Below are 23,112 nucleotides of genomic sequence, written 5' to 3'. Positions count from 1 at the left end.
CCACTTAATTTTCCTACGAGGTGGGGGTAAGGCTTGCTAAGAGGTCGAGGCCGGGCGGAGCACCGGCGGGAGCACTCCTGTACTGCTCCGCCCGGCCGTGAGGCGCACTACGGGCGGAACCGCAGTACCTGCGGGTCGTGGTCGCTGATCTGGTCGCTGAACTCGCTGTTGATGTGCACGCTGTCGTACGCGAAGTCGGAGCGGCGTATCGACGGGCTGATCAGGATCTGGTCGAGGACCTGGCTGTTGCCCTGGTAGTCGTACGTGTAACGCTCGCCCTTCGGCAGGGACTTGATCGCCGACCACAGCACGTCGCCGTCCTCCAGGCGCTGCGCCGTCCCCGAGAACTCGAAGTCGTTGATGTCGCCGAGGGTGACCACGTCCGCGTTCTTCTGCGTCTTGAGGATGTCCTTCACGAAGCCGTTCACCGCGCTCGCCTGCGCGTGGCGCTGCGTCTCCGAGCTGCGCGCCGGCGGCTGGAACTGTGCCGTCAGAGCCTGGTCGCCGCCCTTGGACGCGAAGTGGTTGGCGATCACGAACACGGTCTTCCCGCGGAACACGAACTCGCCCGCGAGCGGCTTCCGGCTGCTCTTCCACGCCGCGTTCGCCGGGTCGACGCGCCCCGGGGACGCCGTCAGCGCCGCCTTGCCCTCCCTCGTACGGGTCACGCCCACCGGTGTCGTGGAGTCACCGCCCGCGCGGTCGGTGAACGAGACGCGCGCCGGGTTGTAGAGGAACACCTGGCGGATGTTGCCGCCGGGCTCGCCGCCGTCCTGGTCGTTGACCGGGTCGATGGAGCGCCAGTCGTACCGCGGTCCGCCCGCCGCCACGATCGCGTCGATCAGCTTGTTCACCGTGACGTCCGCGGCGACGGTGCCGTCGTCCTTCGCGCCGTTGTTGTCCTGGATCTCCTCCAGGGACACGACGTCGGGTGACCGCAGATGGTCGACGATCGCCGACGCGTGCGCGTCGAACGTGCCGTCGCCCGGGTCCAGGTTCTCGACGTTGTACGTGGCGACGGCCAGCTCGTTGCGCTCCTGCGCACGCGTCGTCTCCCGCGCCAGGCCCCCCTTCTCCAGCGTGCCGAGGTCCCGCGCGACCAGCGTGTAACCGCCGAACTGGCTGTAGTCCAGGGGCCCTTCGGTCCGCCCCGACAGGGTGTCCCCGACGTTCGCCGTGGGGAAGCCGGCGGCCGCGCCCAGGGACTGGATCTGGAGGCGACCCGTGTTCTGGGAGTCGTACGAGCCGTAGACGGTGCCGCCGCGCGGCGCCGGGTGCTCGTCCGGCTTGACCGTGACCCACAGCTCGACGTGGGTGTCCGTCGCCGTGACGACGCGTGACGATCCGATGCGTACGTTCATGCCCTCCAGGGACTCGTAGAAGTCGAGGGCGTACTGCGAGGGGCGGAGCGGCAGGGCGTTGACCGAGCCGTTCGCCGCCGGGTCGCCCGGAGGCGCGTAGGCCGCGGGGACGGAGGCCGCGTCGATGACCGTGGCGGGCGGCAGCGCGTTGCCCGAGGAGTCGACGGTGACGACCGGCTTGGTGATCTCGGTCAGGGACTGGTTGCCCGAGGACGCGCCGCCCGGGACGTACTCCGAGACCGTGCCGGAGACCCGTACCGCGTCGCCGACGGCGACCGTCGGGGCGGAGCTGGTGAAGACGAAGACGCCCTCGCTCGTGGCGGGGTCGTCGTCGGGTGCGGTGTCCTCGAACCAGAAGCCCTTGGTCGAGCCGTAGTTCCTGACGCCCGTGACCACGCCGGCCACGTCGGTGACCGGCTTCCCGGCCAGCGGGGACGTGCGGGTCGTGCCCTGGATGTCATGGATGTGCACCGCGTCCGCGTGCGCGGGCGAGACGAGGACGACGGCGGAGACGGTGGAGCAGACGGCGGCGACGGTCAGCGCGGCGAGGCGCGACGAGTGCTTGCTCGGCAAGGGGATCCCTCCGGGGACGTGCGTGAGGCGCCGGGACGAGGGTGGAACCAGCGGGGTGCGGCCATGCAGCTCCCCGCTTCACGTGAGCGGCGGTGCCGCTCCCGTTTCTACGCGCGTAAATGTCTTGGGTGGCAAGGGGAGTTGTCAAGGTTTCGCCGCCGTCCCCTTCGTGACGGGTACATGAACCGGGCGGCACACCGTCGAATCCGTCTAGGCTGAGCGGTCGCACCACACGTCCGGAGGAGAACAAGGCGATGTCAGACAGCTCCCCCCTGCCGCCGGCCAGGCTGCACCCCGAAGCGGAGCTCGCGCGGGACGCCCTCGCCACCCCGCTGATCTCGCGCGCGGTGCGGCTGGCCCGCTGGGCGGGACCCGGGACCCGGGTCGGCGCGGGCGGCGAACTCGTCGACGAACAGCTCCCCGCCGCCGCCGTCGAGATCGGCCTCGGCGCCGACGCCGACGGGGCCGCGTACGCGAGCGAGGCCTGGCGGATCGCCGTCGACACCGGACTCGTCGAGATCGTGGACGAGGAGGAGGGCACCGTCACCGCGGGCGAGGACCTCGGCGTCGTCACCTCCGGCGGCCCCCAGGACGTCCTCGGCCTGTGGCTCACCGCCCTCGACGCGGTCCTCGCCGACGCGAGCGTGCCCGACATCGAGGACATGGCCGAACTGGTCAGCGCCATGGAGGAGGGCGGCGAGGTCGACTTCTCGCAGCTCGACTGGGACCCCGAGGGGGAGGCCGAGTTCCTCGAAGGCGTCCTCGGCAACCTCTACCTCCTCACCGTCAGCGAGGGCGCGGGCGACGACCCCGTCCCGCTGCCCGCCCTCGCCGCGTCGATGATCGTGCCGGACGACATGGGTGAGCCCACGGACGACGTCCTGGAGCAGGTCTCCGACGCGATGATGAAGCTGGACGACCAGTTCCGGCTGCTCGCCCCGGTCGGGCTCGTCGAGTACCAGCCGGTGGACGAGGCGCTGATGGCGGAACTCGACGAAGCCGCCGAGGCCGGCACCGCCGACGCGTTCGACGACTCCGACGTCACGCGCTACGGCATGGTGCGGCTCACCCCGCTCGGCCTCTACGGCATCCGCGCCCGCATGATCGAGGCGGGCGTCGACGCGCCCGCCGTCGGCGACCTCACCGACAAGGGCGCCGACACGCTGCTCGACGGCACGTCGTCGTTCCCGCAGGCCGCCGCGCAGGCCGAGATCGAGCAGTGGCTCGCCCGGCGTGAACCGCTGGTCTCCGCACGGGAGTTGCTGACCGCGGCGCGCGGCGCGGACGCGGGCGCCCCGCTGCGGCGGCTGCGCTGCCAGCAGGCGCTGTCCCTGGTGGGCCGCGAGGCGGAACCCGCTCTGCGGGAGGTCCTCGACGACGCGGAACTCGGCGGTCTCGCCCGGGTGTGGCTCGCCGAGCACGGTGCGAGTGACATTCCGGCGCCGCCGGAGTCCCTGATCTTCTGGCTCACCGTCGACACGATCGCGGCCCAGCTCGACCTCGAAGGCAACTCCGAGGAACTGCAGGGCCTCGTCGAAGGGCTCGCGGCCCAGCACAGCGGGTTCTTCGCGGCGGCGTGGAAGGTGGACCACCCGGCGACGGCGGACGTCCTGGAGGCGATGGGCCGGCTGCACCCCGACAAGAAGGTCGCCAAGGAGGCCCGCAAGGCAGCCTTCAAGGCGAGGTCGGCACAGGCCGGATAGCCGCGCTGCGGTAGGGAGTTGAGAGGGGCGGGACGCGACGGCGTCCCGCCCCTCTCGCGTACATGTCTGTGTTTCTCGCGCCGGCCGACGACCGTGAACGCGTTCGCTCTCCGCGCGTCGTACGGAGTTCAGCCGCCGTTCAGGCGTTGCGGGGAGCGTGTGGCCGGTACGGCAACAGCACCACCCGCCCGCTGCACCGTCACAGCCACCCGGTCACAGGAGACAACACCATGTCGCTCACCCGCAGGGACTTCTCGAGACGCTCCGCCGCCACCGGCGCGGGCATCGCCCTGGCCGGCACCGTAGGCGCGCTCGCGACCGCACCCGGCGCGCTGGCCGCGGAAGGCGACTTCGAGGTCGCGGGCGCCGCGATCACAGAGGGCGACCCGTCCGGTCCCGGCTACGGCCCCCTCGTGGCCGACCCGAAGGGCCTCCTCGCGCTGCCCGCCGGATTCTCGTACCGCGTGATCACGCGCACCGGCGAGACGACCCTGGAGTCCGGCGAGTCCACCCCGTCCAACCACGACGGCACCGCCACCTTCGAAGGCCCGCGCGGCGCGACGCTGCTCGTCAACAACCACGAGATCGGCGGCCCCCGCACCAAGGCCAAGTACCCGGTGCCGCTCGCCGAGGGGCTCGTCTACGACCCGGCCGCCGCCGGTGGCTGCACGGTCGTCGAGGTCCGCCGGGACGGACAGGTCGCCGAGTGGGTCGGCATCGCCGGCACCGCGACCAACTGCGCGGGCGGGCGCACCCCTTGGGACACCTGGCTCACCTGCGAGGAGACCGAGGACAAGGCCGGCACCAACGGCATGACCAAGGACCACGGCTACGTCTTCGAGGTCGACCCCGCCGACCGCCGGGCCAACCGCGAGCCCCAGCCCATCAAGGCGCTGGGCCGGTACGCGCACGAGGCCGTCGTCATCGACCCCAAGCGCGGCCACGCGTACCTGACCGAGGACGCGGCCGGCCCCAACGGCCTGCTCTACCGCTGGACCCCGCCGAAGGGCTTCGAGCACGGCCGCGGCAAGCTCCGCACCCTCGCCGCCGACGCGGGCGTCCTCCAGGCCACCAAGTGCTTCGACTCCGGCGGCCGCTTCGTCGACGACCTGTCCCGCGCCACCGAGATCGGCACGGTCTACGGCGTGGACTGGGTCGACGTCACGGACCGCGACGCCAGGACCGTCTCCGTGCGCAAGCAGTTCGCCGAGGGCGAGGTCACCCGCGCCCGCAAGCTCGAAGGCATGTGGTGGGGCGACGGCGGCGCGTACATCGTCTCCTCGTTCGCCCGCTCGGAGAGCCCCGTCCAGCACGACGGCCAGGTCTGGTTCTACGACCCCAAGCGCCGCACCCTGACCCTCAAGGTCCTGCTGGGCGTGAACGCCGACCCGGCCAAGGACGGCGCGTTCGACGGCCCGGACAACATCACCGTCTCCCCGTACGGCGGCCTCGTCATCGCCGAGGACGGCAACGGCGTCCAGCACCTGTTCGGCGCGACCGACAGCGGCCGTACGTACCCGATCGCGCGCAACGAGCTGAACATCGGCACCGAACCGGAGCCGGAGTACAGCGAGTTCACCGGCGTCACGTTCTCGCCCGACGGCCGGACCCTCTACGCGAACATCCAGACCCCGGGCATCATGCTCGCCATCACGGGGCCGTGGAAGCGGCAGCGCAAGAGCTAGTACCCGCACCGCAGAGGCGGCTCCCTTCAGTGGGGAGCCGCCTCCGCCGTGTGCCGGTCACTCCGTCGTCAGCCGCTCGGCCAGTGCCTCCTCGTGGACCTCGATGAGCGCCGCGGGCTCCGGCTCCTGCCACCAGGCCCGCGGGGTCGCCCGCGCGGCGCACCATTCGAGGACCTCGGGAACGAGGGGGCGCGCGTACGGGGACTTGGCGAGGCAGCGGGACAGGAACGCGGCCCACTCCTGGTCGGGCACGCCGAGCAGGTCCGGTTCGTCGTGCAGCGTCTGTTGCAGGACCAGCCGACCGTTGCCCGCGCCGTGCGGATTGCGCCCGGTCGAGCAGAGGGCGAGCAGCGCGCCGAGTGCGAACACGTCGGCGGGCGGCCCCGGTTCGACGGCGCCGGTGATCTGCTCGGGCGCGAGGAAGCCGGGGGAGCCGAGGCGCCGGCCGGTGTCCGTCTGCGTACCGTCGCCCGGGGCCACGGCCTTCGGGAGGCCGAAGTCGATGACCTTGGGCCCGGCCGCCGTCACGATGACGTTCGCCGGCTTGAGGTCGCGGTGCGCGAGCCCCGTCGCGTGGATCGCCGCCAGAGCCCCGGCCAGCGTCGCGCCCAGGGCGGCGAGGTCGCCGGGTGCGGGAGGCCCGAGTACGGCCACGGCCTCGGACAGCGAGGGGCCCGTGCAGTGCTCGACCGCGAGCCAGGGGACCTCGGCGTCGGGGTCCGCGTCGAGGACGACGGCGGTGGACGGGCTCCGCACGTGACGCGCCGCCGCGGCCTCCCAGCGGAAACGCTCCCTGAACCACGGCTCGGCGGCGAGGTGCGCGTGCACCGTCTTGACCACGACGACGTGCCCCGTGGGGGAGAGCGCCAGATGCGTCGCCCCCACCGCCCCGTCGCCGAGTCTGGAGACGAGGCGGTATCCCGCGAGACGCACCATGAACGGCTTCCTCCTGGAACTGCTGCGAAGCGGTACCACCGGGCGCCCAAGACCCCGGTGACCGGCGCGAACGCCGGTGATCATTGCGACGTCAGGGCGGCACCGAAGGGTTCCCGGCACTCACGTCGATGTCCAACCTTTCACGTCCGCGTCGGCGGCGCGGGCCGCCCCTGACCTGTGCAGAGAGTTCCCGTGACACCTCACAGAGTGGTGACTTCGTGCACATCGTCACCGAAGTGTGAGGACGTAAGCGTGGTGTGAGTGGGGCGGCGGGGCGCATACTCGATGAATGACAAGGCCTCCCAGCACGCGCCGCCACCTTCCGGGCAGCCCCTTCAACGTTCCGGCCAAGCCCGCTCCGCCGGTAGAGCAGTTCGAGGTGGGCGACCGGGTTTCGCACGACCAGTACGGCCTCGGCCGGATCATCGGAGTCGAAGGTGAGGAGGCCGTGCTCATCGACTTCGCCGGGCAGACGGGCAGGTTCCTGACGCCGTTCTCCAAGCTGTCGAAGCTCTGACAGCGGCACTTCCACCCGCACGCTCATGAGGCGGCCGGTGGCACGGACTCCGTGCCACCGGCCGCCTCTGCCGTGTCCTGCCGTCGATCCCGGTGAGCCCTAGAGCGCCTGCGCCGCCGGCTTCACCATGCCGCGCACCGTCCGCGACTTCGCGAAGTCACCCATCGCGGTCATGTCCCACTCGCCGGAGTACTGGCGGATCAGCTTCGCCATCATGACGCCGGTCTGCGCCTCCGCGTGCGTGAGGTCGAAGCGGACCAGTTCCTCGCCGGTCGTCGCGTCGACGAGCCGGCAGTACGCCTTGGCCACCTCGGTGAACTTCTGGCCCGAGAACGAGTTCACCGTGAACACCAGGCCCGTGACCTCCGCCGGGATCCGGCCCAGGTCGACGACGATCACCTCGTCGTCCCCGCCGCCCTCGCCCGTGAGGTTGTCGCCGGAGTGCTTGATCGCGCCCTTCAGGATGGAGAGCTTGCCGAAGTAGCAGCTGTCCACGTGGTTGCGCTGGGGGCCGAAGGCGATGACCGACGCGTCCAGGTCGATGTCCTTGCCGCGGAACGCGGGCTCCCAGCCGAGACCCATCTTGACCTGGGCCAGCAGGGGGCGGCCGCCCTTGACGAGGGACACCGTCTGGTTCTTCTGGAGGCTGACGCGGCCCTTGTCCAGGTTGATCTTCCCGGAGGGGGCGGGCGGCGCGGGGGCGGCTGCCGCCGGGGCCGCGGTAGGCGGAGCCGGGGGCGCCAGGCGCGGGTCGACCGGGGGAGTGGTCGGGGGAGCCATGGCCTGAAGCGGCGGCGCGGGCTGCGCCTGCTGGGGTGCCGGTGCCGGTGCGGCAGCGGCGGGCGCGGGCTCGTCGACGCTCACGCCGAAGTCCGTGGCGATGCCCGCCAGGCCGTTCGCGTACCCCTGGCCCACCGCGCGGGCCTTCCAGGCGCCGTTGCGCCGGTAGATCTCGACGACGATCAGCGCCGTCTCGTTGCCGAGCCGCGGCGGGGTGAACGTCGCGAGCACGGAGCCGTCGTCGGCCCCCTTGATCGTGGCCGTGGGCTCGATGCCCTGGAAGGTCTGGCCGGCCGCGTCCGGACTCGCGGTGACGACGATCTTCTCGATGCCCGGCGGCACGGCGGCGGTGTCCACGACGATCGCGTCGGGTGCCGTGCCGTTGCCCGAGCGGTAGGTCACCCCGGGCCCGGTGGGCTGGTTGTAGAAGACGAAGTCGTCGTCGGAACGCACCTTGCCGTCTGCGGTGAGCAGCAGGCCCGAGACGTCGAGCCGCACCGGGGCGGCGACATCCACCGCCACGCGGGCGGTGGTCAGCGGGATGTTCGAGCCGGGGGTCATAGCGGTCATGCCGGGGTAACGAGCGATGCCGCTTTGCCGTTCCCTTACCTCCGGGCGACTTCGCACCGACGGCCCACAGCCGATGAGTTCCCGGCGGCGCGGCGGTCTACAGAGGTGTGCACCCGAGGTGCACGGTGACTTGAGATGCCGGTGCACGCCAGGTGCGCCGGGACGTGAGGAGACCCGTATGAGCGACACGACCGACCAGAACGGCCCCGGCATTGCGATGGTGGACTTCGGCCCCCAGACCCGGATCGTCGCGCGCCTCGCGGACGGGGTGGGCGGGGACCAGCTCGGCCGGCCCACGCCCTGCCCGGACTACGCGGTACGGCATCTGCTCGGGCACATCGTCGGCCTGACCGTCGCCTTCCGCGACGCCGCACGCAAGGACCTGGGCCCCACCACCGACACGAACCCGGAGGCGTCCCTGCCCGACATCACGGACGGCTGGCGCGACGACCTGACGAAGGCGCTCGACGAACTCGCCGAGGCGTGGCGCGACCCGCAGGCCTGGCAGGGGATGACGCGGGCCGGCGGGGTCGACCTGCCCGGCGGGGTGGCCGCACTCGTCGCCCTGGACGAACTCGTGATCCACGCGTGGGACCTCGCACGCGCGACGGGCCAGGAGTACGCGCCCGACGAGGCCGCCCTGCAAGCGGCCCACGCCTTCCTCGTCCAGTCGGCCACAGGCCCACGCCCCGACATCTTCGGCCCGGTGGTCCCGGTCCCGGACTCCGCCCCGCTCCTCGACCAGGCCGTGGGCCTGAGCGGCCGCAGCCCGGACTGGACGCCGGCTTCGTGACGCGCACGCGGGGAGGCGCCTAGCCTTGAGCGGCCGCAGGCCGGACTGGACGCCGGTTTCGTGACGCGCACGCGGGGAGGCGCCTGGCCCTGAGCGGCCGCAGCCCGCACTGGACGCCGGCTTCGTGACGCGCACGCGGGGAGGCGCCTAGCCTTGAGCGGCCGCAGGCCGGACTGGACTCCGGCTTCGTGACGCGCACGCAGCCGGGCGCCTAGCCCTTGATCGCCGCCTCCATCATCGCCTTCGCTATCGGCGCCGCGAGCCCGTTGCCGCTCACCTCCGAGCGCGCCGCGTTCGACTGCTCCACGACCACCGCCACGGCGACCTCCTTGCCGGTGGAGCCGGACTTCGCGTAGGAGGTGAACCAGGCGTACGGGCTCTCGCTGTTGTTCGCGCCGTGCTGGGCCGTGCCCGTCTTGCCGCCCACCGTGGCGCCCGAGATCTGCGCGTTCGTGCCGGTGCCCTGGCTCACGACGGTCTCCATGGCGGACCGGAGCTGCGAGGCCGTCGACGTGCTCATGATGCGCTTGTCGTCGCCGTCCTTGAAGCTCTGGATCGCGTTGCCGTCGGCGTCCGTGACCTGCGAGACCATGTGCGGCGCCGCCTGCTGTCCGCCGTTCGCGATCGTGGCCGAGACCATCGCCATCTGCAGCGGCGTCGCCGTCACGTCGAACTGGCCGATGCCCGACAGGCCCGTCTGGGCGTTGTCCATGCCCGACGGGTACACGCTCTTCGAGGCCCGGACCGGCATGTCCTGCTTGTCGTTGTTGAAGCCGAACTTCTCGGCCATCGCCCTGACCTTGTCCTGGCCCAGGTCGACGGCCATCTTGCCGAAGACGTTGTTGCAGGAGTACTGCAGCGCCGTACGGATCGTGGCGTTCTCACAGGGCGCGGACGCGCTCTCGTTCCGCAGGTCCGTGGACGTGCCGGGCAGCCGGTACGGGTTCGGGCTGGACGTCTTGACGTCCACCGACGAGTACAGCCCGTCCTCCAGCGCGGCCGCGGCCACGACCAGCTTGAACGTGGAGCCCGGCGGCAGCGCCTGCTTGATCGCGCGGTTCAGCGTCGGGTTGTCCTTGTCCTGCGACAGCGCCAGCCACGCCTTGCCGCTCGCCGCGTCCGAGCCGCTGATCGTCGACGGGTCGAAGGACGGCGTCGACACGAGGCCGAGGACCTTGCCCGTCTTCGGGTCGATCGCGACGGCCGCGCCCTTCTTGCCGCCGAGCGCGTCGTACGCGGCCTTCTGCACACCGGGGTCGATCGTCGTGACCACGTCACCCGGCTTGGTCGCCTCGCCGGTGATCGCGTCGAGCGGGTTCTTGAGCCGCGGGTCCGTGCCGTCGAGGATGCCCTGGTAGATGCCCTCCAGCTGCGTCTGCCCGTACACCTGCGAGCTGAAGCCCGTCACGGCCGAGTAGAGCTTGCCGTCCTTGTACGAGCGCTGGTACGCGAGGTCGGTGCCGCCGGACGTCTTCTTCGAGTCCGTGACCGCGCGTCCGCCCACGACGATGTCGCCCAGCGGATGCGCGTACTGCTTCAACGCGTTCCGCCGGTTGTTCTTGTTGTCCGCGAGGGCCTGGCCTTCGTAGAACTGCACCCACGTCGCCCGCACCAGCAGCGCGAGCACGAGGAGCAGACAGAAGACAGAGGCGCGTCTGATCGTCTTGTTCATCCCGACGAGAAGACGAGCGGCCGGGAGGGAGGCGTTCCGTTCCGGGCCGGTTTCTCGCGTTTCTCAGCGAATCCTCATCGAAGGGTCACGCCTCGTGAGTGGTCAGAGCCGCCGCGTCGCCAGGGTCAGCCGGTCGCGGGCCTCGAACAGCGCGTCCTTCACCTTCTGCTCGTGCTCGGGCGTCAGACGCGCCACCGGCACCGAGCAGCTGATCGCGTCGCGCGCCGGGGTGCGGTACGGGATCGCGACGCCGAAGCAGCGCAGACCCAGCGTGTTCTCCTCGCGGTCCGTCGCGAAGCCCTGCTCGCGCACCGTGTGCAGCTCCTCGATGAGCTGCTCGCGGTCGGTGATCGTGTGCGCGGTGAGCGCCGGGAGCGTCTCGGGGAGCAGTTCGCGGACCTGCTCGTCGGTGTGGGTGGCGAGGAGGGCCTTGCCGAGCGACGTGGAGTGCGCGGGCAGCCGGCGGCCGACGCGGGCGAAGGGGCGCAGGTAGTGCTGCGACTGGCGGGTGGCGAGATAGACGACGCTCGTGCCGTCGAGCCGCGCCAGGTGGATCGTCTCCGTGGTGGCGTCGGAGAGCCGGTCGAGAGTGGGCCGGGCTGCGGCCACGGCCTCGTCGCCGTCGATGTACGACGTGCCGACGAGCAGGGCCCGTACGCCGATCCCGTACCGCGTGCCCGTCCCGTCCGTCTCGACCCAGCCGAGCTCGACGAGCGTGCGAAGGAGCATGTACAGGCTGGACTTGGGGTAGCCGGTCGCCTCCTGGACGGCTGCCAGGGAGTGCATTCCGGGGCGGCCCGCGAAGAACTCGAGCAGTTCCACCGTCCGTACCGCGGACTTGACCTGCGCCCCGCCGCCAGTCTCGCCAGCCGACATCGCCCTTGACCCCTTCGTTCGACCGGAATTAGTGTCCTGACTCCGTAGCGTATTCATCATCAGGGACAGCGTTCAGCATATCGAACAGATGTTGTCCGGCGTCTGTTTCCGGTGAGTCGTGTGATGGGTCGTCAGATGGGCGACGCAGATCTGGGAGGAACCCGCGGTGGCAGCAGCACCAGTCTGGAGTGTCGACCCCCGAACCGGGAAGCAGCGCGAGCAGGTCGCGGTGGAGGCCACGCCGGGCGAGGTCGACCAGGCGGTCCGCGCCGCCCGCGCCGCCGCCGGTGCCCTCGCCGACCGCACCGTGCGCGCCGCCTTCCTGCGCAGCGCCGCCGACCTCCTCGACGCCTCCAAGGACCACCTCGTCGAGGCCGCCGACGCCGAGACCGCGCTCGGCCCCGTCCGCCTCACGGGTGAACTCGCCCGTACGTGCTACCAGCTGCGCGCCTTCGCGGACGTCGTCGACGAGGGCGAGTTCCTCGGCATTGTCATCGACCACCCCGACGACACGGCCACCCCGCCCATCCCCGACCTGCGCCGCTACAAGGTGCCGCTCGGCGTCGTCGCCGTCTACTCGGCGTCGAACTTCCCCTTCGCCTTCTCCGTCCCCGGCGGCGACACCGCGAGCGCGCTCGCCGCGGGCTGCCCGGTCGTCGTCAAGGCCCACCCCGACCACCCGGCCACCTCCGAGCTCGTCGCCTCGGTGATCCGCCGGGCCGCCGCCCAGCACGGCATCCCGGAGGGCGTCCTCGGCCTGGTCCACGGCTTCGAGGCGGGCGTCGAGCTGGTGAAGCACCCGCTGGTCTCGGCCGCCGGATTCACCGGTTCCGTCCGCGGTGGGCGCGCGCTCTTCGACGCCGCCGCGTCCCGTCCGGTCCCGATCCCCTTCCACGGCGAACTCGGCTCCCTCAACCCCGTCGTCATCACGGCGGAGGCCGCGGCCGAGCGCGCCGAGCAGATCGGCGCCGGGCTCGCGGGCTCGATGACGCTCGGCGTCGGCCAGTTCTGCGTGAAGCCCGGCCTCGTGTTCGCCCCCACGGGCGCCGACGGTGACCGGCTCGTCGCCTCCCTCACCGACGCCGTCAGCGGCACCGGCGCGGGTGTCCTCCTCGACCGCCGGATGCGGGACAACTTCGTCGCGGGCGTCGCCGAGCGCGGCTCCCTCCCGGACGTGGACGCCCCCGTGACCCCGGGCGCGGGCAGCGAGTACACCGTCAGCCCCGGCTTCCTCACCGTCCCGGCCCAGCGCCTGGCCACCGAGGGCGGCGACCACGACCTCCTCCTGGAGGAGTGCTTCGGCCCGGTCACCGTCGTCGCCCGCTACGCCGAGGACGCCGAGGTCACGTCCGTACTGTCGCGGCTGCCCGGCAACCTGTCGGCCACCGTCCACCTCTCCGAGGACGAGGCCGCCGGCAAGGGGCGCGGCGCCGAGATCCTCGCCGAGCTCACCCCGCTCGCGGGCCGAGTCCTGGTCAACGGCTGGCCCACCGGCGTAGCGGTCGCCCCGGCGCAGCACCACGGCGGCCCGTACCCCGCGACGACGTCCACGTCGACGTCCGTGGGCGGCACCGCCGTCGAGCGCTGGCTGCGCCCGGTCGCGTACCAGAACACCCCCGAGGCGCTCCTGCCGCCGGAGCTGCGCGACGACAACCCGCTCGGCCTCCCGCGCCGCTACAAGGGCCGCCAGGAACTCTGAGCCTCCGGCGAGCACGCCCCCTCCACCTGGAAAACTGACGCGATGAACATCGAACTCCCCGAACTCCCGTTCCTGCTGCGCTCCTACGGTCCCGACGGGCAGTGGGCGTACGCGGACGGGGTGCTCACCGGCAAGGCCGGGCCCCGCCAGGACCGCTTCGTGCCGCCCGCCGGTACGGCCCTGGACCCGGCGTCCGACGCGCCCCGCCTGCTGGGGGCGCCGGAGGGCGACTTCCAGTTCATCGCCCGTGTCACGGTCGGCTTCACCGCCGACTTCGACGCCGGCGTGCTCTACCTGCACGTCGGCGAACGCGAGTGGGCCAAGCTCTGCCTGGAGCGCTCGCCCGCCGAGCCGACCGTGTGCACCGTCGTCACCCGGGGCCACTCGGACGACGCGAACGCGTTCGTCGTGGGCGGCGACACGGTGTGGCTGCGCATCAGCCGCACCGGCACCGCCTTCATGTTCCACGCCTCGCCCGACGGCGAGAAGTGGACGTTCGTCCGCGTCTTCTCGCTCGGCGACGAGACCTCGGCCCGCGCCGCCCTCATCGGTTTCATGACCCAGGCCCCGGCCGGAGACGGCTGCGTCGTCACCTACGACCACATCGAGCTCCGCCCGGAGGGACCGAAGGGGCAGCGGGACGGTTCCTGACGGCGCTCTGGGAATGACGGGCCCTCGCCGGACGTTGAATGACGTTCGCAGGGCACCCCCTGTGCCGTACGAATCTGGAGTTACCCCCATGCGCGTCGAGATCTGGTCCGACATCGCCTGTCCCTGGTGCTACGTCGGCAAGGCCCGTTTCGAGAAGGCGCTGGCCGCCTTCCCGCACCGGGACGCCGTCGAAGTGGTCCACCGCTCCTTCGAGCTGGACCCGACGCGCGCCAAGGGCGACAGCGGGGCCGTCATCCCGATGCTCGCGCAGAAGTACGGCATGACCGAGGACCAGGCGCGGGCCGCCGAGCGCAACCTTGGCGAGAACGCCGCTTCGGAAGGCCTCGACTACCTCACCGAGGGCCGCGACCACGGCAACACCTTCGACATGCACCGCCTCCTCCACCTCGCCAAGGAGCACGGCCGCCAGGACGAACTGATCGGCCTCCTGTACCGGGCGAACTTCGCCGAGGAGCGGTCCGTCTTCACCGACGCCGACGAGCACCTCGTGTCCCTCGCCGTCGAGGCCGGACTCGACGCCGACGAGGCGCGCGCCGTCCTCGCCGACCCCGACCGCTACGCCGACGACGTCCGCGCCGACGAGCGCGAGGCCGCCGAGCTCGGCGCGAACGGCGTGCCCTTCTTCGTCCTCGACCGCGCCTACGGCGTGTCCGGCGCCCAGCCCGCCGAGGTCTTCACCCAGGCGCTCGAACAGGCCTGGGGCAACCGCTCCCCGCTCCAGGTCATCGACGGCGGCGCCGGTGCGGAGGCCTGCGGCCCGGACGGATGCGCGGTCCCGCAGAACTGACCCGCGCCGGAGCAGCCCGTGGACCAGTACCTATAAGCATCGCTTAGGGGTACTGCGTACGGATGCGCAATGGACCGGTAGGTGGTGAGGCGGCACAGTGGGTCGCATGGACACTCTCGATCACGCGCTCGTGCGCGCCGAGTTCGCGCCCACCACGACCTATCTGAACACCGCGAGCACCGGGCTGCTCCCGGCCCGCACGGTGGCGGCCATGCAGGACGCGGTAGCCTCCGTCGCGGCCGGGCGGCCGGCCGACATGTTCGAGGACGTCGAGGCCGCCCGCGCCTCCTTCGCCCGGATCGCCGGCGTCCCGGCCGCCCGCGTGGCGGCCGGGGCCTCGGTCGCCGTCTACACCGGCGTCATCGCCGCCTCGCTCCCGGCCGGTGCCGAAGTCCTCACCGCAGAGGGCGACTTCAGCTCCACCGTGAACCCCTTCCACGTACGCGGCGACCTCAAAGTCCGCACCACACCCCTGGAGGGCATCGCCGACGCGGTGCGCCCCGGTACGGCACTGGTCGCCGTCAGCGCCGCCCAGTCCGCCGACGGACGCGTCGCCGACCTGCCCGCGATCCGTGAAGCCGCCCGCACCCATGGCGCCCGCACCTACATCGACGCCTCCCAGTCCGCAGGCTGGCTCCCCGTCGACGCGGACGCGCAGGACTTCACGACCGCCGTCGCGTTCAAGTGGCTCCTGTGCCCGCGCGGCGTCACCTTCATGACCGTCCCGGAGGACTTCGGCGGCCTCAGCCCGCTCTTCGCCGGCTGGGTCGCGGGGGAGCGGCCCTGGGACAGCTGCTACGGCCCCGTCGACGAACTCGCCCACTCCGCACGGCGGTTCGACGAGAGCCCGAGCCTCTTCTCGTACACGGGCGCACGCCACTCGCTCGCGCTCGTCGAGGAGCTGGGCGTCGACGCGATCCGCGCCCATGACCTTGCCCTGGCCGACCGCTTCCGCACGGGCCTCGCGACCCTCGGCCACACCCCGGTCCAGGCCCCCGGCTCACCCATTGTCTCCGTCCCCGGCCTAGGCGCCCGGCAACCGGAGCTGAGCCGCGCCGGCATCGAACTCTCCGACCGCGCGGGCAACCTGCGGGCGGCCTTCCACCTGTACAACACGCAGGCGGATGTGGACCGCCTGCTCGACCACCTGTCCTGACAGCAGTTGGGGCGGCCCCCTTGCGAGGACCGCCCCAACTGCCTCCTTATGAACGTCACTTCACCGGCGTGAAGTCCCGCGCCCCGATGCTGTGTCTTTCGGGGGACGACCCCCGAACCCCCAGCCGGGAACAGCGCTACTTCACCGGCGTGAAGTCCCGCGCCCCGATGAACTCGGGCCGCCGCACCGGAGCCGCGAACGGCTCCACCGCCTCGTTCTCCACGCTGTTGAACACGATGAAGACGTTCGAGCGCGGATACGGGGTGATGTTGTCCCCGGAGCCGTGCATGGCGTTGCAGTCGAACCATGTCGCCGAGCCCGCGCTGCCCGTGAAGAGCCGGATGCCGTGCCGGTCCGCGAACTTGGTCAGTGCCTCGTTCGACGGCGTCCCGGCGTCCTGCATCTGGAGGGACTGCTTGTAGTTGTCCTTCGGCGTCGCGCCCGCGCAGCCGAGGAACGTCTTGTGCGACCCCGGCATGATCATCAAGCCGCCGTTGGTGTCGTAGTTCCGGGTCAGCGCGATCGAGACGGACACGGTCCGCATGTTCGGCAGGCCGTCCTCGGCGTGCCAGGTCTCGAAGTCCGAGTGCCAGTAGAAGCCACTGGCGCCGAACCCCGGCTTGACGTTGATCCGCGACTGGTGGACGTACACGTCCGAGCCGAGGATCTGCCGGGCCCGGCCGACCACCCGCTCGTCGCGCACCAGCTTCGCGAACACGTCGCTGATCCGGTGCACCTCGAAGACGGAGCGCACGTCCTGCGACTTGGGCTCGACGACGGAACGCTCGTCGGCCTTGATCGCCGGGTCCGTCACCAGGCGCTCCAGCTCCGCCTGGTAGACGCCGATCTCGTCCTCGCCGATCAGCTCGGGGATCGCGAGGAAACCGTCCCGCTCGAACGACTGCAGGTCCGACTGGCGGATCGGACCCGAGGTGCCGGGCGCGGACCAGACCACCGGATCGACGCGGGGGGTCGCCACTTCGGACGCGCCCCGGGTCGGGTAGAGGTCGGCTGCCGACGCCTGCGTGTTCGTACCGGTCATGGCACTCAGACCCCCTCGGGCTCGGTCAGGAGCGGGTACACGCCGTTCTCGTCATGGTCCTCGCGGCCGGTCACCGGCGGGTTGAACACACAGACGCACCGGAAGTCGGTCTTGGGCCGCATGGTGTGGCGCTCGTGCCCGTCGAGCAGGTACATCGTGCCCGGCTCGATCCAGTGCTTCTCACCGGTTTCCTCATTGGTGAGTTCGGCCTCGCCCTCGACGCACAGCACGGCCTCGATGTGGTTCGCGTACCACATCCTCGTCTCGGTGCCCGCGTACAGGATGGTCTCGTGCAGCGAGAAACCCACCCTCTCCTTGGCGAGCACGATGCGCTTGCTCTCCCAGGTCCCCGACGCGGCCTTCACATGCCGGTCGGTGCCCTCGATCTCCTTGAACGAACGGACGATCACGGTGAGTTGCTGCCTTTCTGTTCCGGTGTGTTGCGTGTCAGGCGGTCTCGCGCACGGCCCTGGTGAGCGTGCGCAGCCCCTCTTCCAGCTCTTCGCGCGTGATCGTCAGCGCCGGCAGGAGCTTGACGACCTCGCCCTGGGGGCCGGAGGTCTCGACGAGCAGGCCGAGCTCGAAGGCCCGCTTGGCGACGGCGCCCGCCCGCTCGACGTCGTTGAACTCGAGGCCCCACACGAGACCCCGGCCCCGGACCTCCTTGACCGCGTCCGAGTGCTCCTCGTGCAGCGCCTTCAGGACCTGCTCGATCTGCTGGCCGCGGGCGAGCGTCTGCTTCTCCATCGCGGCGCCGTCGGTCCAGTACGCCTCGAGAGCGGCGGCGGCCGTGACGAACGCCGGGTTGTTCCCGCGGAACGTGCCGTTGTGCTCGCCCGGCTCCCACACGTCCAGCTCCGGCTTGAACAGGCACAGCGACATGGGCAGGCCGTAGCCGCTGATGGACTTCGACACGGTGACGATGTCCGGCGTGATGCCCGCCTCCTCGAAGGAGAAGAACGCGCCGGTGCGCCCGCAGCCCATCTGGATGTCGTCGACGATGAGCAGCATGTCCCAGCGCTCGCACACGTCGGCGAGCTTGCGCAGCCACTCGGCGCGGGCGACGTTGATGCCGCCCTCGCCCTGCACCGTCTCGACGATCACGGCGGCGGGCTGGTTGAGGCCGGAGCCCTGGTCCTCCAGGACGCGCTCGAACCAGATGAAGTCCGGGGTCTGCCCGTCGAGGTAGTTGTCGAACGGCATCGGGGTGCCGTGCACCAGCGGGATGCCGGCGCCGGCGCGCTTGAAGGCGTTGCCGGTCACGGCGAGCGAGCCGAGCGACATGCCGTGGAAGGCGTTCGTGAACGACACGATCGACTCGCGGCCCTTGACCTTACGGGCCAGCTTCAGCGCCGACTCGACGGCGTTGGTGCCCGTCGGGCCCGGGAACATGACCTTGTACGGCAGGTCGCGCGGGCGCAGGATGACGTTCTGGAGGGTCTCCAGGAAGGCGCGCTTCGCGGTGGTCGACATGTCGAGGCCGTGCGTGACGCCGTCCCGCTCGATGTAGTCGATCAGGGCGCGTTTCAACACCGGGTTGTTGTGCCCGTAGTTGAGCGATCCCGCGCCCGCGAAGAAGTCGAGGTACTCGTGGCCGTCCTCGTCGAACATGCGGCTGCCCTGCGCACGGTCGAAGACGGTGGGCCAACCGCGGCAGTAGCTGCGCACCTCCGACTCAAGGGTCTCGAAGACGCTCAGGTCCGGCGGGGTGATGCTCACAGCGAATCTCCTGGGAGATGGAAGTGGTGGTGCATGGGGGGAAAGCTCAGGGTGGTCAGGTCAGGGGCCCGATGCGGTGGAGCACCTCGGGCTCGTGGCCGTCGTCAGGGAAGAGGCCCGCGTCGAACAGCACGGTGTGCGCGACCTGCGCGCCGTGCCGCCGGGCGAACGAGGCGAACAGCCGCTGCGACGGGTTGTTGTCGGGCGAGACCGTCGTCTCCAGGGCGGTCGTGCCGCGCGCGGCGGCGACCTTCGCCCAGAGTCCGTCGAGCAGTGCCCCGGCCAGACCGCGCCCCCGGAACGCGTCGTCGACGGCCACCTGCCACACCACGAGGGTGCGCGGGTCATCGGGCCGGAGGTACCCGGTGATGAACCCGGCCACGGAGCCGGCGGCGTCCCGCGCCACGACGGACGTGGCGGCGAAGTCCCGGCACCACAGCAGATAGCTGTACGAGGAGTTGAGGTCGAGCACCTTCGAGTCACGGGCGATACGCCAGATAGCGGCGCCGTCGGCCACGGCCGGCCGGTCGAGCCGCAGGCTCTCGGGCATTTCCAGGAATTGCGCGGTCATGTGAATTCAACTTACCGAGCAATTTCCGGGATTGCATCGGCTGAGAGGGTTACGTGAACGCGTGCCCTGTGTTATCGCGCGGGTGGGGGCGCACACGCGAGATCCCGGCCGAATGCCCCGGTATGTGCCGGGCGAATTACGCAAATCTTCTTTACTGTGGAGTGCGTCACAGCCGCGCGACTCGTGCGCCATGCGTCCGAATTACGAGATTTCCCGTTGTTGAAATCTTAGTGTTTACGTACGGGGAAAGCGGGCAGAAGAATATGGGAAGCTGCTCCGAGAAAAGCGCGAGAATTAGCTCGGAAAATAAAATATGGCGTCCATCCCATTGAAGGGGTGGACGCCATATTTTGTGAAGACGTGATTCCGGGTTTACGCCCAGGCCGCCGTGACCGCGCGGCGCGCCGCCTCCAGGTCCACCGGCACGTCCGTCCCGTCCATCTCGGCCAGCGCACCGCCGAGCGCGGCCAGCGACGACTGCACGACACCCCGGGTGGCCTGCGGGCCGTAGTGGTTCACGCGGATCATCTCCTTCGCGAGCGCACCGCCCCCGGCCACCAGCGGCAGCGCCGGGTCCACCGCGAGCGCCCGCGCGACCAGCTCGGACGCGTCCACGCCCGCCGGGGAGCGCAGCGTCGTCGCCACCGGCGCCGCGTCCCGCGCCTCGTACACGTACGGCTCGATGCCGCCGCCCAGCGCGAGCGCGCCCGCCCGGGTGGCCGCGGCCGCCTGGGCGTGACGGGCCATCACCGCGTCCAGGCCCTCGGCCTCGATGCGCTCGACACACGCCTCCAGGGCGAGCATCTCCAGCTGCGCAGGCTGGAACAGCACCGCCTTGCGCCCGCCGTCGATCCAGCGGTGCTTCCAGTCCAGCAGCGACAGGTACGAGGCGCGCGGCGCCTGCGGGTTGGCCTCCATGCGCTCCCACGCCCGCGCGCTCACGGACACCGCGGAGACGCCCGCCGGGCCGCCCATCGCCTTCTGCGCGCCGATCACGCACAGGTCCACGCCCCACGCGTCGGGCAGGACCGGCTCGGCGCCGATCGACGCCACCGCGTCCAGGTAGAACAGCGCGCCGTGCTCACGCACCACCTCGCCGATCTCGGCGACCGGGTTCGTGTTGCCGGTCGCGGCCTCCGCGTGGACGAGCGAGACGAAGTCGATCTCCGGGTGCTCGGCGAACGCGTCACGCACCTGAGCGGCCGTCACCGCCGTGTGGAACGGCACCGCCAGGTCGTGCACCGTCGCACCGCAGTCCCGCAGCCAGTTGCCGAAGGTCTGCCCGTAGGGGCCCGTGACGATGTTCAGGGCCACCGTGCCGGGGCGGGCGGTGCCGCGGATCGCGCCCTCCAGGGGGAGCAGCGCCTCGCCCTGCATGATCACGACGTCCTGCGAGGTGCCGAGCAGCCCGGCCACCCGCCGCTCCACGGAGGCGAAGTGCTCGGCGCCGAAGGGGGGCAGGTCAAGGAAAGGGTGGGTCACGATCGCGCTCTCTTCGCTCTCTGGGCGCACGTCGTCCGTGATCTTCGGTCACGAGTTCGTACGGCGGGCTGCCGTTCCGAGCGTACCCACCGGCTCATAGGCTTCCGACATGAGTGAGCGCGCGGTGCTGCACGTGAAGGGGCGGGTCCTCGTCGGGCCCGCCGACGTCAGGGACGAGCTGTGGGTGGTGGACGGCCGCGTCACGTACGACCGGCCCGCCTCGGCCGGGCTCGACGTCACCACCGTCGACGGGTGGGTCCTGCCGGGCCTGGTCGACGCGCACTGCCACGTCGGCCTGGACACCCACGGCCCGGTCTCCGCCGACGTCGCCGAGAAGCAGGCCCTCACCGACCGCGAGGCCGGCACGCTCCTGATCCGCGACGCGGGCTCCCCGTCCGACACCCGCTGGGTCGACGACCGCGAGGACCTGCCGAAGATCATCAGGGCCGGACAGCACATCGCCCGCACCCGCCGCTACATCCGTAACTACGCCCACGAGGTCGAGCCGCCCGAGCTGGTCGCCTACGTGGCGCGCGAGGCGCAGCGCGGCGACGGCTGGGTGAAGCTCGTCGGCGACTGGATCGACCGGGAAGCGGGCGACCTCACCGCGTGCTGGCCCCGCAAGGAGGTGGAGGAGGCCATCGCCGAGGCGCACCGGCTCGGCGCCCGCGTCACCGCCCACTGCTTCGCCGAGGACTCCCTGCGCGACCTGGTCGAGGCGGGCATCGACTGCATCGAGCACGCGACGGGCCTCACCGAGGAGACCATCCCGCTCTTCGCGGAGCGCGGCGTCGCGATCGTCCCCACCCTCGTCAACATCGCCACGTTCCCGCAGATCGCCGCGGCCGGCGCGACCAAGTACCCCCGCTGGTCCGACCACCTGACCCGCCTCTACGACCGCCGCTACGACACCGTGCGCGCCGCGTACGACGCCGGGGTGCCGGTCTACGTGGGCACGGACGCGGGCGGTTCGCTGGCGCACGGCCTCGTGGCGGGCGAGGTCGCCGAGCTGCTCAAGGCCGGCATCCCCGCCGTGGACGCGCTCTCCGCGACGGCCTGGGGAGCCCGCGAATGGCTCGGCCGCCCGGGTCTCGAAGAGGGCGCCCCGGCCGACCTCGTGGTCTACGAGAGCGATCCCCGCGCCGACGTACGCGTCCTCGCGGCGCCGCGGCGGATCGTGCTGCGGGGGCGCGTCGTGGGCTGAAGCGGAACGGGCTGGAGAGCGCGTGTGCTGAACCTGGCCTGGGCGGACGCGGGTTGACGGAACGTGACGCGGTGGGGCGCCCGTTCGTTGCACACCACTCGTGTGCGCCCGGCGCGTTCGAGGCGCGTCCGTGGCACGGGTGACAAGCGAGAGACAACAGGGAACAACCGAGCCCCATTATTCGAATACAGGCTCGGAAACCTCACTTTGGAGTGAACTCACGTCAGGTTGCTGCCCGTTCACTCTGTGTGCGTAAAGATTCCTGCGTCGAGGCCGTCCGACCAACGCCCGGCGATGTCCCCCATGGCGGGGCAGGGCCAGACGGCTCCATTTCTCATGTGGGGGTCCCACCAGCATGTCCAGCACCACGTTCCGCACGCCCGCACGCCGTCTCGCGGCGTCGGCCGCCGCCACGGCCCTGGCTCTCGGCCCGGCGCTGCTCGCCACCGCCGGCACCGCGCACGCGACCGGCGGCGGCCGCGCCGGCAAGGCCGGCGCCGTCGTCCTCCGCGCCGGCCTGGACGTCTCGCTGCTCAACAAGACCGTGGACATCCCGCTCACGGCCTCGCTCAACGAGGTGCAGGCGCCTGCGAGCGCCGAGAAGACCGCGCTCACCGTCAAGCTCGACGGAGTCGACGGCGGGCAGCCCTTCAGCGTCCTGCGGGCCGACGTCGCCACCGCGAACGCCACCGTCGACGCGCACAAGGCCGAGGGCTACAGCAACCTCGCCCACGCCAAGGTGCACGTCCCCGGCCTGCCGCTGCTCTCCCTCATCGAGGTCGGGCAGGTCACGTCGAAGGCGGTCTGCGAGGTGGGCAAGCGGCCCGTCGCCGAGTCGAACGTCCTGGGCGGTGTCACGGTCCTCGGCAAGAAGGTGACCCTGTCCGCCGGGGGCACCACCGCCGTGAAGGTCCCGGGCGTCGGCGAGGTGACGCTCGACCTGTCGAAGACGAGCACCACGTCCCGTACGGCGGCGGCCTCCGCGCTTGAACTGAAGGTGTCCGTCAACCCGCTCAAGCTCAATGTGGCGGATGTGGAGGGCACGCTGACGCTGGCGGGTGCGACCTGCGAGACGCCCACGGCGGCGCCGAAGCCGGCGGAGAAGCCCCCGGCCGAGCCCGCCGACGACGTCAAGCCGCAGGGCGGCGCGGACAAGCCCATCGGCAAGCCCGCCAAGCCCGCCGCCCAGGCGGACCTGGCCGAGACCGGCGGGAACTCGGCGACGCCGTACATCGCGGGCGGCGCCTTCGTGCTGGTCGCCGCGGGAGGCGGAGCCATCGCCTACGCGCGCCGCGCACGGGCCTGACAGACACG

The 23,112-nt window shown here is 71.3% G+C and carries 20 protein-coding genes; 10 read left to right on the top strand and 10 right to left on the bottom strand.

The window, feature by feature from the left end; all coding sequences use genetic code 11:
- Positions 1-107 precede the first annotated feature (107 nt).
- On the bottom strand, positions 108-1,934 hold the full coding sequence (locus ABZ893_RS27430) for an endonuclease/exonuclease/phosphatase family protein (RefSeq protein WP_361408437.1): 1,827 nt from the start codon (positions 1,932-1,934) through the stop codon (positions 108-110).
- A gap of 254 nt (positions 1,935-2,188) precedes the next feature.
- On the opposite strand from ABZ893_RS27430, the gene ABZ893_RS27425 reads away from it, so the two are divergent.
- Together ABZ893_RS27425 and ABZ893_RS27420 are read left to right on the top strand one after the other, a co-directional pair.
- Positions 2,189-3,637: a hypothetical protein gene (locus ABZ893_RS27425; RefSeq protein ID WP_361408434.1), complete on the top strand. Its 1,449-nt coding sequence runs from the start codon at positions 2,189-2,191 to the stop codon at positions 3,635-3,637.
- A 230-nt stretch (positions 3,638-3,867) separates the two neighbouring features.
- Entirely contained in the window at positions 3,868-5,322 is a 1,455-nt protein-coding gene (locus ABZ893_RS27420) for an alkaline phosphatase PhoX (protein WP_361408431.1), read from the top strand.
- 57 nt (positions 5,323-5,379) lie between these two features.
- On the opposite strand, the gene ABZ893_RS27415 is transcribed toward ABZ893_RS27420, so the two are convergent.
- Positions 5,380-6,258: a serine/threonine-protein kinase gene (locus tag ABZ893_RS27415; protein WP_361408429.1), complete on the bottom strand. Its 879-nt coding sequence runs from the start codon at positions 6,256-6,258 to the stop codon at positions 5,380-5,382.
- A 289-nt stretch (positions 6,259-6,547) separates the two neighbouring features.
- Between ABZ893_RS27415 and ABZ893_RS27410 the strand changes: the two genes are divergently transcribed.
- Positions 6,548-6,775, top strand: coding sequence for a CarD family transcriptional regulator (locus tag ABZ893_RS27410; RefSeq protein WP_361408426.1), 228 nt, complete (start codon positions 6,548-6,550; stop codon positions 6,773-6,775).
- Between the two features lie 99 nt (positions 6,776-6,874).
- Here the strand turns inward: ABZ893_RS27410 and ABZ893_RS27405 are convergent, their stop codons facing one another.
- Positions 6,875-8,116, bottom strand: coding sequence for a TerD family protein (locus ABZ893_RS27405; RefSeq protein WP_361409101.1), 1,242 nt, complete (start codon positions 8,114-8,116; stop codon positions 6,875-6,877).
- A gap of 187 nt (positions 8,117-8,303) precedes the next feature.
- On the opposite strand from ABZ893_RS27405, the gene ABZ893_RS27400 reads away from it, so the two are divergent.
- Positions 8,304-8,918 (top strand): TIGR03086 family metal-binding protein, encoded by a 615-nt coding sequence (locus tag ABZ893_RS27400; RefSeq protein ID WP_361408423.1) that lies wholly within the window; start codon positions 8,304-8,306, stop codon positions 8,916-8,918.
- Positions 8,919-9,129: 211 nt separating this feature from the next.
- On the opposite strand, the gene ABZ893_RS27395 is transcribed toward ABZ893_RS27400, so the two are convergent.
- Both ABZ893_RS27395 and ABZ893_RS27390 read right to left on the bottom strand, forming a co-directional pair.
- The gene (locus ABZ893_RS27395; RefSeq protein WP_361408420.1) at positions 9,130-10,590 is read right to left on the bottom strand and encodes a penicillin-binding transpeptidase domain-containing protein; all 1,461 of its coding nucleotides are present in this window, start codon (positions 10,588-10,590) and stop codon (positions 9,130-9,132) included.
- A 102-nt stretch (positions 10,591-10,692) separates the two neighbouring features.
- Positions 10,693-11,466, bottom strand: a complete 774-nt coding sequence (locus ABZ893_RS27390) for an IclR family transcriptional regulator (protein WP_361408417.1) — start codon at positions 11,464-11,466, stop codon at positions 10,693-10,695.
- Positions 11,467-11,632: 166 nt separating this feature from the next.
- Between ABZ893_RS27390 and ABZ893_RS27385 the strand changes: the two genes are divergently transcribed.
- The 4 genes from ABZ893_RS27385 to ABZ893_RS27370 all read left to right on the top strand — a co-directional run bounded on the left by ABZ893_RS27385 (position 11,633) and on the right by ABZ893_RS27370 (position 15,780).
- A complete protein-coding gene (locus tag ABZ893_RS27385; RefSeq protein WP_361408414.1) occupies positions 11,633-13,165 on the top strand; it encodes an aldehyde dehydrogenase (NADP(+)) in 1,533 nt (510 codons plus the stop codon).
- 42 nt (positions 13,166-13,207) lie between these two features.
- Positions 13,208-13,816 (top strand): DUF1349 domain-containing protein, encoded by a 609-nt coding sequence (locus tag ABZ893_RS27380; protein ID WP_361408411.1) that lies wholly within the window; start codon positions 13,208-13,210, stop codon positions 13,814-13,816.
- 88 nt (positions 13,817-13,904) lie between these two features.
- Positions 13,905-14,624, top strand: a complete 720-nt coding sequence (locus tag ABZ893_RS27375; protein WP_361408408.1) for a DsbA family oxidoreductase — start codon at positions 13,905-13,907, stop codon at positions 14,622-14,624.
- A 106-nt stretch (positions 14,625-14,730) separates the two neighbouring features.
- The gene (locus ABZ893_RS27370; protein WP_361408406.1) at positions 14,731-15,780 is read left to right on the top strand and encodes an aminotransferase class V-fold PLP-dependent enzyme; all 1,050 of its coding nucleotides are present in this window, start codon (positions 14,731-14,733) and stop codon (positions 15,778-15,780) included.
- A gap of 136 nt (positions 15,781-15,916) precedes the next feature.
- Here the strand turns inward: ABZ893_RS27370 and thpD are convergent, their stop codons facing one another.
- The 5 genes from thpD to ABZ893_RS27345 all read right to left on the bottom strand — a co-directional run bounded on the left by thpD (position 15,917) and on the right by ABZ893_RS27345 (position 20,594).
- A complete protein-coding gene (thpD, locus tag ABZ893_RS27365) occupies positions 15,917-16,822 on the bottom strand; it encodes an ectoine hydroxylase (RefSeq protein ID WP_361408403.1) in 906 nt (301 codons plus the stop codon).
- A 5-nt stretch (positions 16,823-16,827) separates the two neighbouring features.
- On the bottom strand, positions 16,828-17,232 hold the full coding sequence (locus ABZ893_RS27360; protein WP_361408400.1) for an ectoine synthase: 405 nt from the start codon (positions 17,230-17,232) through the stop codon (positions 16,828-16,830).
- A 37-nt stretch (positions 17,233-17,269) separates the two neighbouring features.
- Positions 17,270-18,541, bottom strand: a complete 1,272-nt coding sequence (gene ectB, locus ABZ893_RS27355; protein ID WP_361408397.1) for a diaminobutyrate--2-oxoglutarate transaminase — start codon at positions 18,539-18,541, stop codon at positions 17,270-17,272.
- Between the two features lie 55 nt (positions 18,542-18,596).
- Complete coding sequence (ectA, locus tag ABZ893_RS27350) at positions 18,597-19,091, bottom strand: diaminobutyrate acetyltransferase (RefSeq protein ID WP_361409099.1); 495 nt, start codon at positions 19,089-19,091, stop codon at positions 18,597-18,599.
- Between the two features lie 393 nt (positions 19,092-19,484).
- Positions 19,485-20,594: an aminotransferase class V-fold PLP-dependent enzyme gene (locus tag ABZ893_RS27345; protein ID WP_361408394.1), complete on the bottom strand. Its 1,110-nt coding sequence runs from the start codon at positions 20,592-20,594 to the stop codon at positions 19,485-19,487.
- A gap of 109 nt (positions 20,595-20,703) precedes the next feature.
- Here ABZ893_RS27345 and ABZ893_RS27340 point away from each other — a divergent pair, with 109 nt between their 5' ends.
- On the top strand, positions 20,704-21,798 hold the full coding sequence (locus ABZ893_RS27340; RefSeq protein ID WP_361408391.1) for an amidohydrolase family protein: 1,095 nt from the start codon (positions 20,704-20,706) through the stop codon (positions 21,796-21,798).
- Positions 21,799-22,153: 355 nt separating this feature from the next.
- On the top strand, positions 22,154-23,104 hold the full coding sequence (locus ABZ893_RS27335) for an SCO1860 family LAETG-anchored protein (RefSeq protein ID WP_361408388.1): 951 nt from the start codon (positions 22,154-22,156) through the stop codon (positions 23,102-23,104).
- Positions 23,105-23,112: the final 8 nt, after the last annotated feature.

The sequence above is a fragment of the Streptomyces sp. NPDC046821 genome (assembly GCF_040645335.1).
In the GTDB taxonomy this organism is placed as follows: Bacteria; Actinomycetota; Actinomycetes; order Streptomycetales; family Streptomycetaceae; genus Streptomyces.
Note: the sequence above shows the minus strand (reverse complement) of the source record. Positions and strands in the feature narration are given on the sequence as shown.

Excerpts from the sequence above, each read along its gene's own strand:
- ABZ893_RS27425 (WP_361408434.1), top strand. The coding sequence starts at position 2,189 with ATGTCAGACAGCTCCCCCCTGCCGCCGGCCAGGCTGCACCCCGAAGCG.
- ABZ893_RS27420 (WP_361408431.1), top strand. The coding sequence starts at position 3,868 with ATGTCGCTCACCCGCAGGGACTTCTCGAGACGCTCCGCCGCCACCGGC.
- ABZ893_RS27415 (WP_361408429.1), bottom strand. The coding sequence starts at position 6,258 with ATGGTGCGTCTCGCGGGATACCGCCTCGTCTCCAGACTCGGCGACGGG.
- ABZ893_RS27410 (WP_361408426.1), top strand. The coding sequence starts at position 6,548 with ATGACAAGGCCTCCCAGCACGCGCCGCCACCTTCCGGGCAGCCCCTTC.
- ABZ893_RS27405 (WP_361409101.1), bottom strand. The coding sequence starts at position 8,116 with ATGACCCCCGGCTCGAACATCCCGCTGACCACCGCCCGCGTGGCGGTG.
- ABZ893_RS27400 (WP_361408423.1), top strand. The coding sequence starts at position 8,304 with ATGAGCGACACGACCGACCAGAACGGCCCCGGCATTGCGATGGTGGAC.
- ABZ893_RS27395 (WP_361408420.1), bottom strand. The coding sequence starts at position 10,590 with ATGAACAAGACGATCAGACGCGCCTCTGTCTTCTGTCTGCTCCTCGTG.
- ABZ893_RS27390 (WP_361408417.1), bottom strand. The coding sequence starts at position 11,466 with ATGTCGGCTGGCGAGACTGGCGGCGGGGCGCAGGTCAAGTCCGCGGTA.
- ABZ893_RS27380 (WP_361408411.1), top strand. The coding sequence starts at position 13,208 with ATGAACATCGAACTCCCCGAACTCCCGTTCCTGCTGCGCTCCTACGGT.
- ABZ893_RS27375 (WP_361408408.1), top strand. The coding sequence starts at position 13,905 with ATGCGCGTCGAGATCTGGTCCGACATCGCCTGTCCCTGGTGCTACGTC.
- ABZ893_RS27370 (WP_361408406.1), top strand. The coding sequence starts at position 14,731 with ATGGACACTCTCGATCACGCGCTCGTGCGCGCCGAGTTCGCGCCCACC.
- thpD (WP_361408403.1), bottom strand. The coding sequence starts at position 16,822 with ATGACCGGTACGAACACGCAGGCGTCGGCAGCCGACCTCTACCCGACC.
- ectA (WP_361409099.1), bottom strand. The coding sequence starts at position 19,091 with ATGCCCGAGAGCCTGCGGCTCGACCGGCCGGCCGTGGCCGACGGCGCC.
- ABZ893_RS27340 (WP_361408391.1), top strand. The coding sequence starts at position 20,704 with ATGAGTGAGCGCGCGGTGCTGCACGTGAAGGGGCGGGTCCTCGTCGGG.
- ABZ893_RS27335 (WP_361408388.1), top strand. The coding sequence starts at position 22,154 with ATGTCCAGCACCACGTTCCGCACGCCCGCACGCCGTCTCGCGGCGTCG.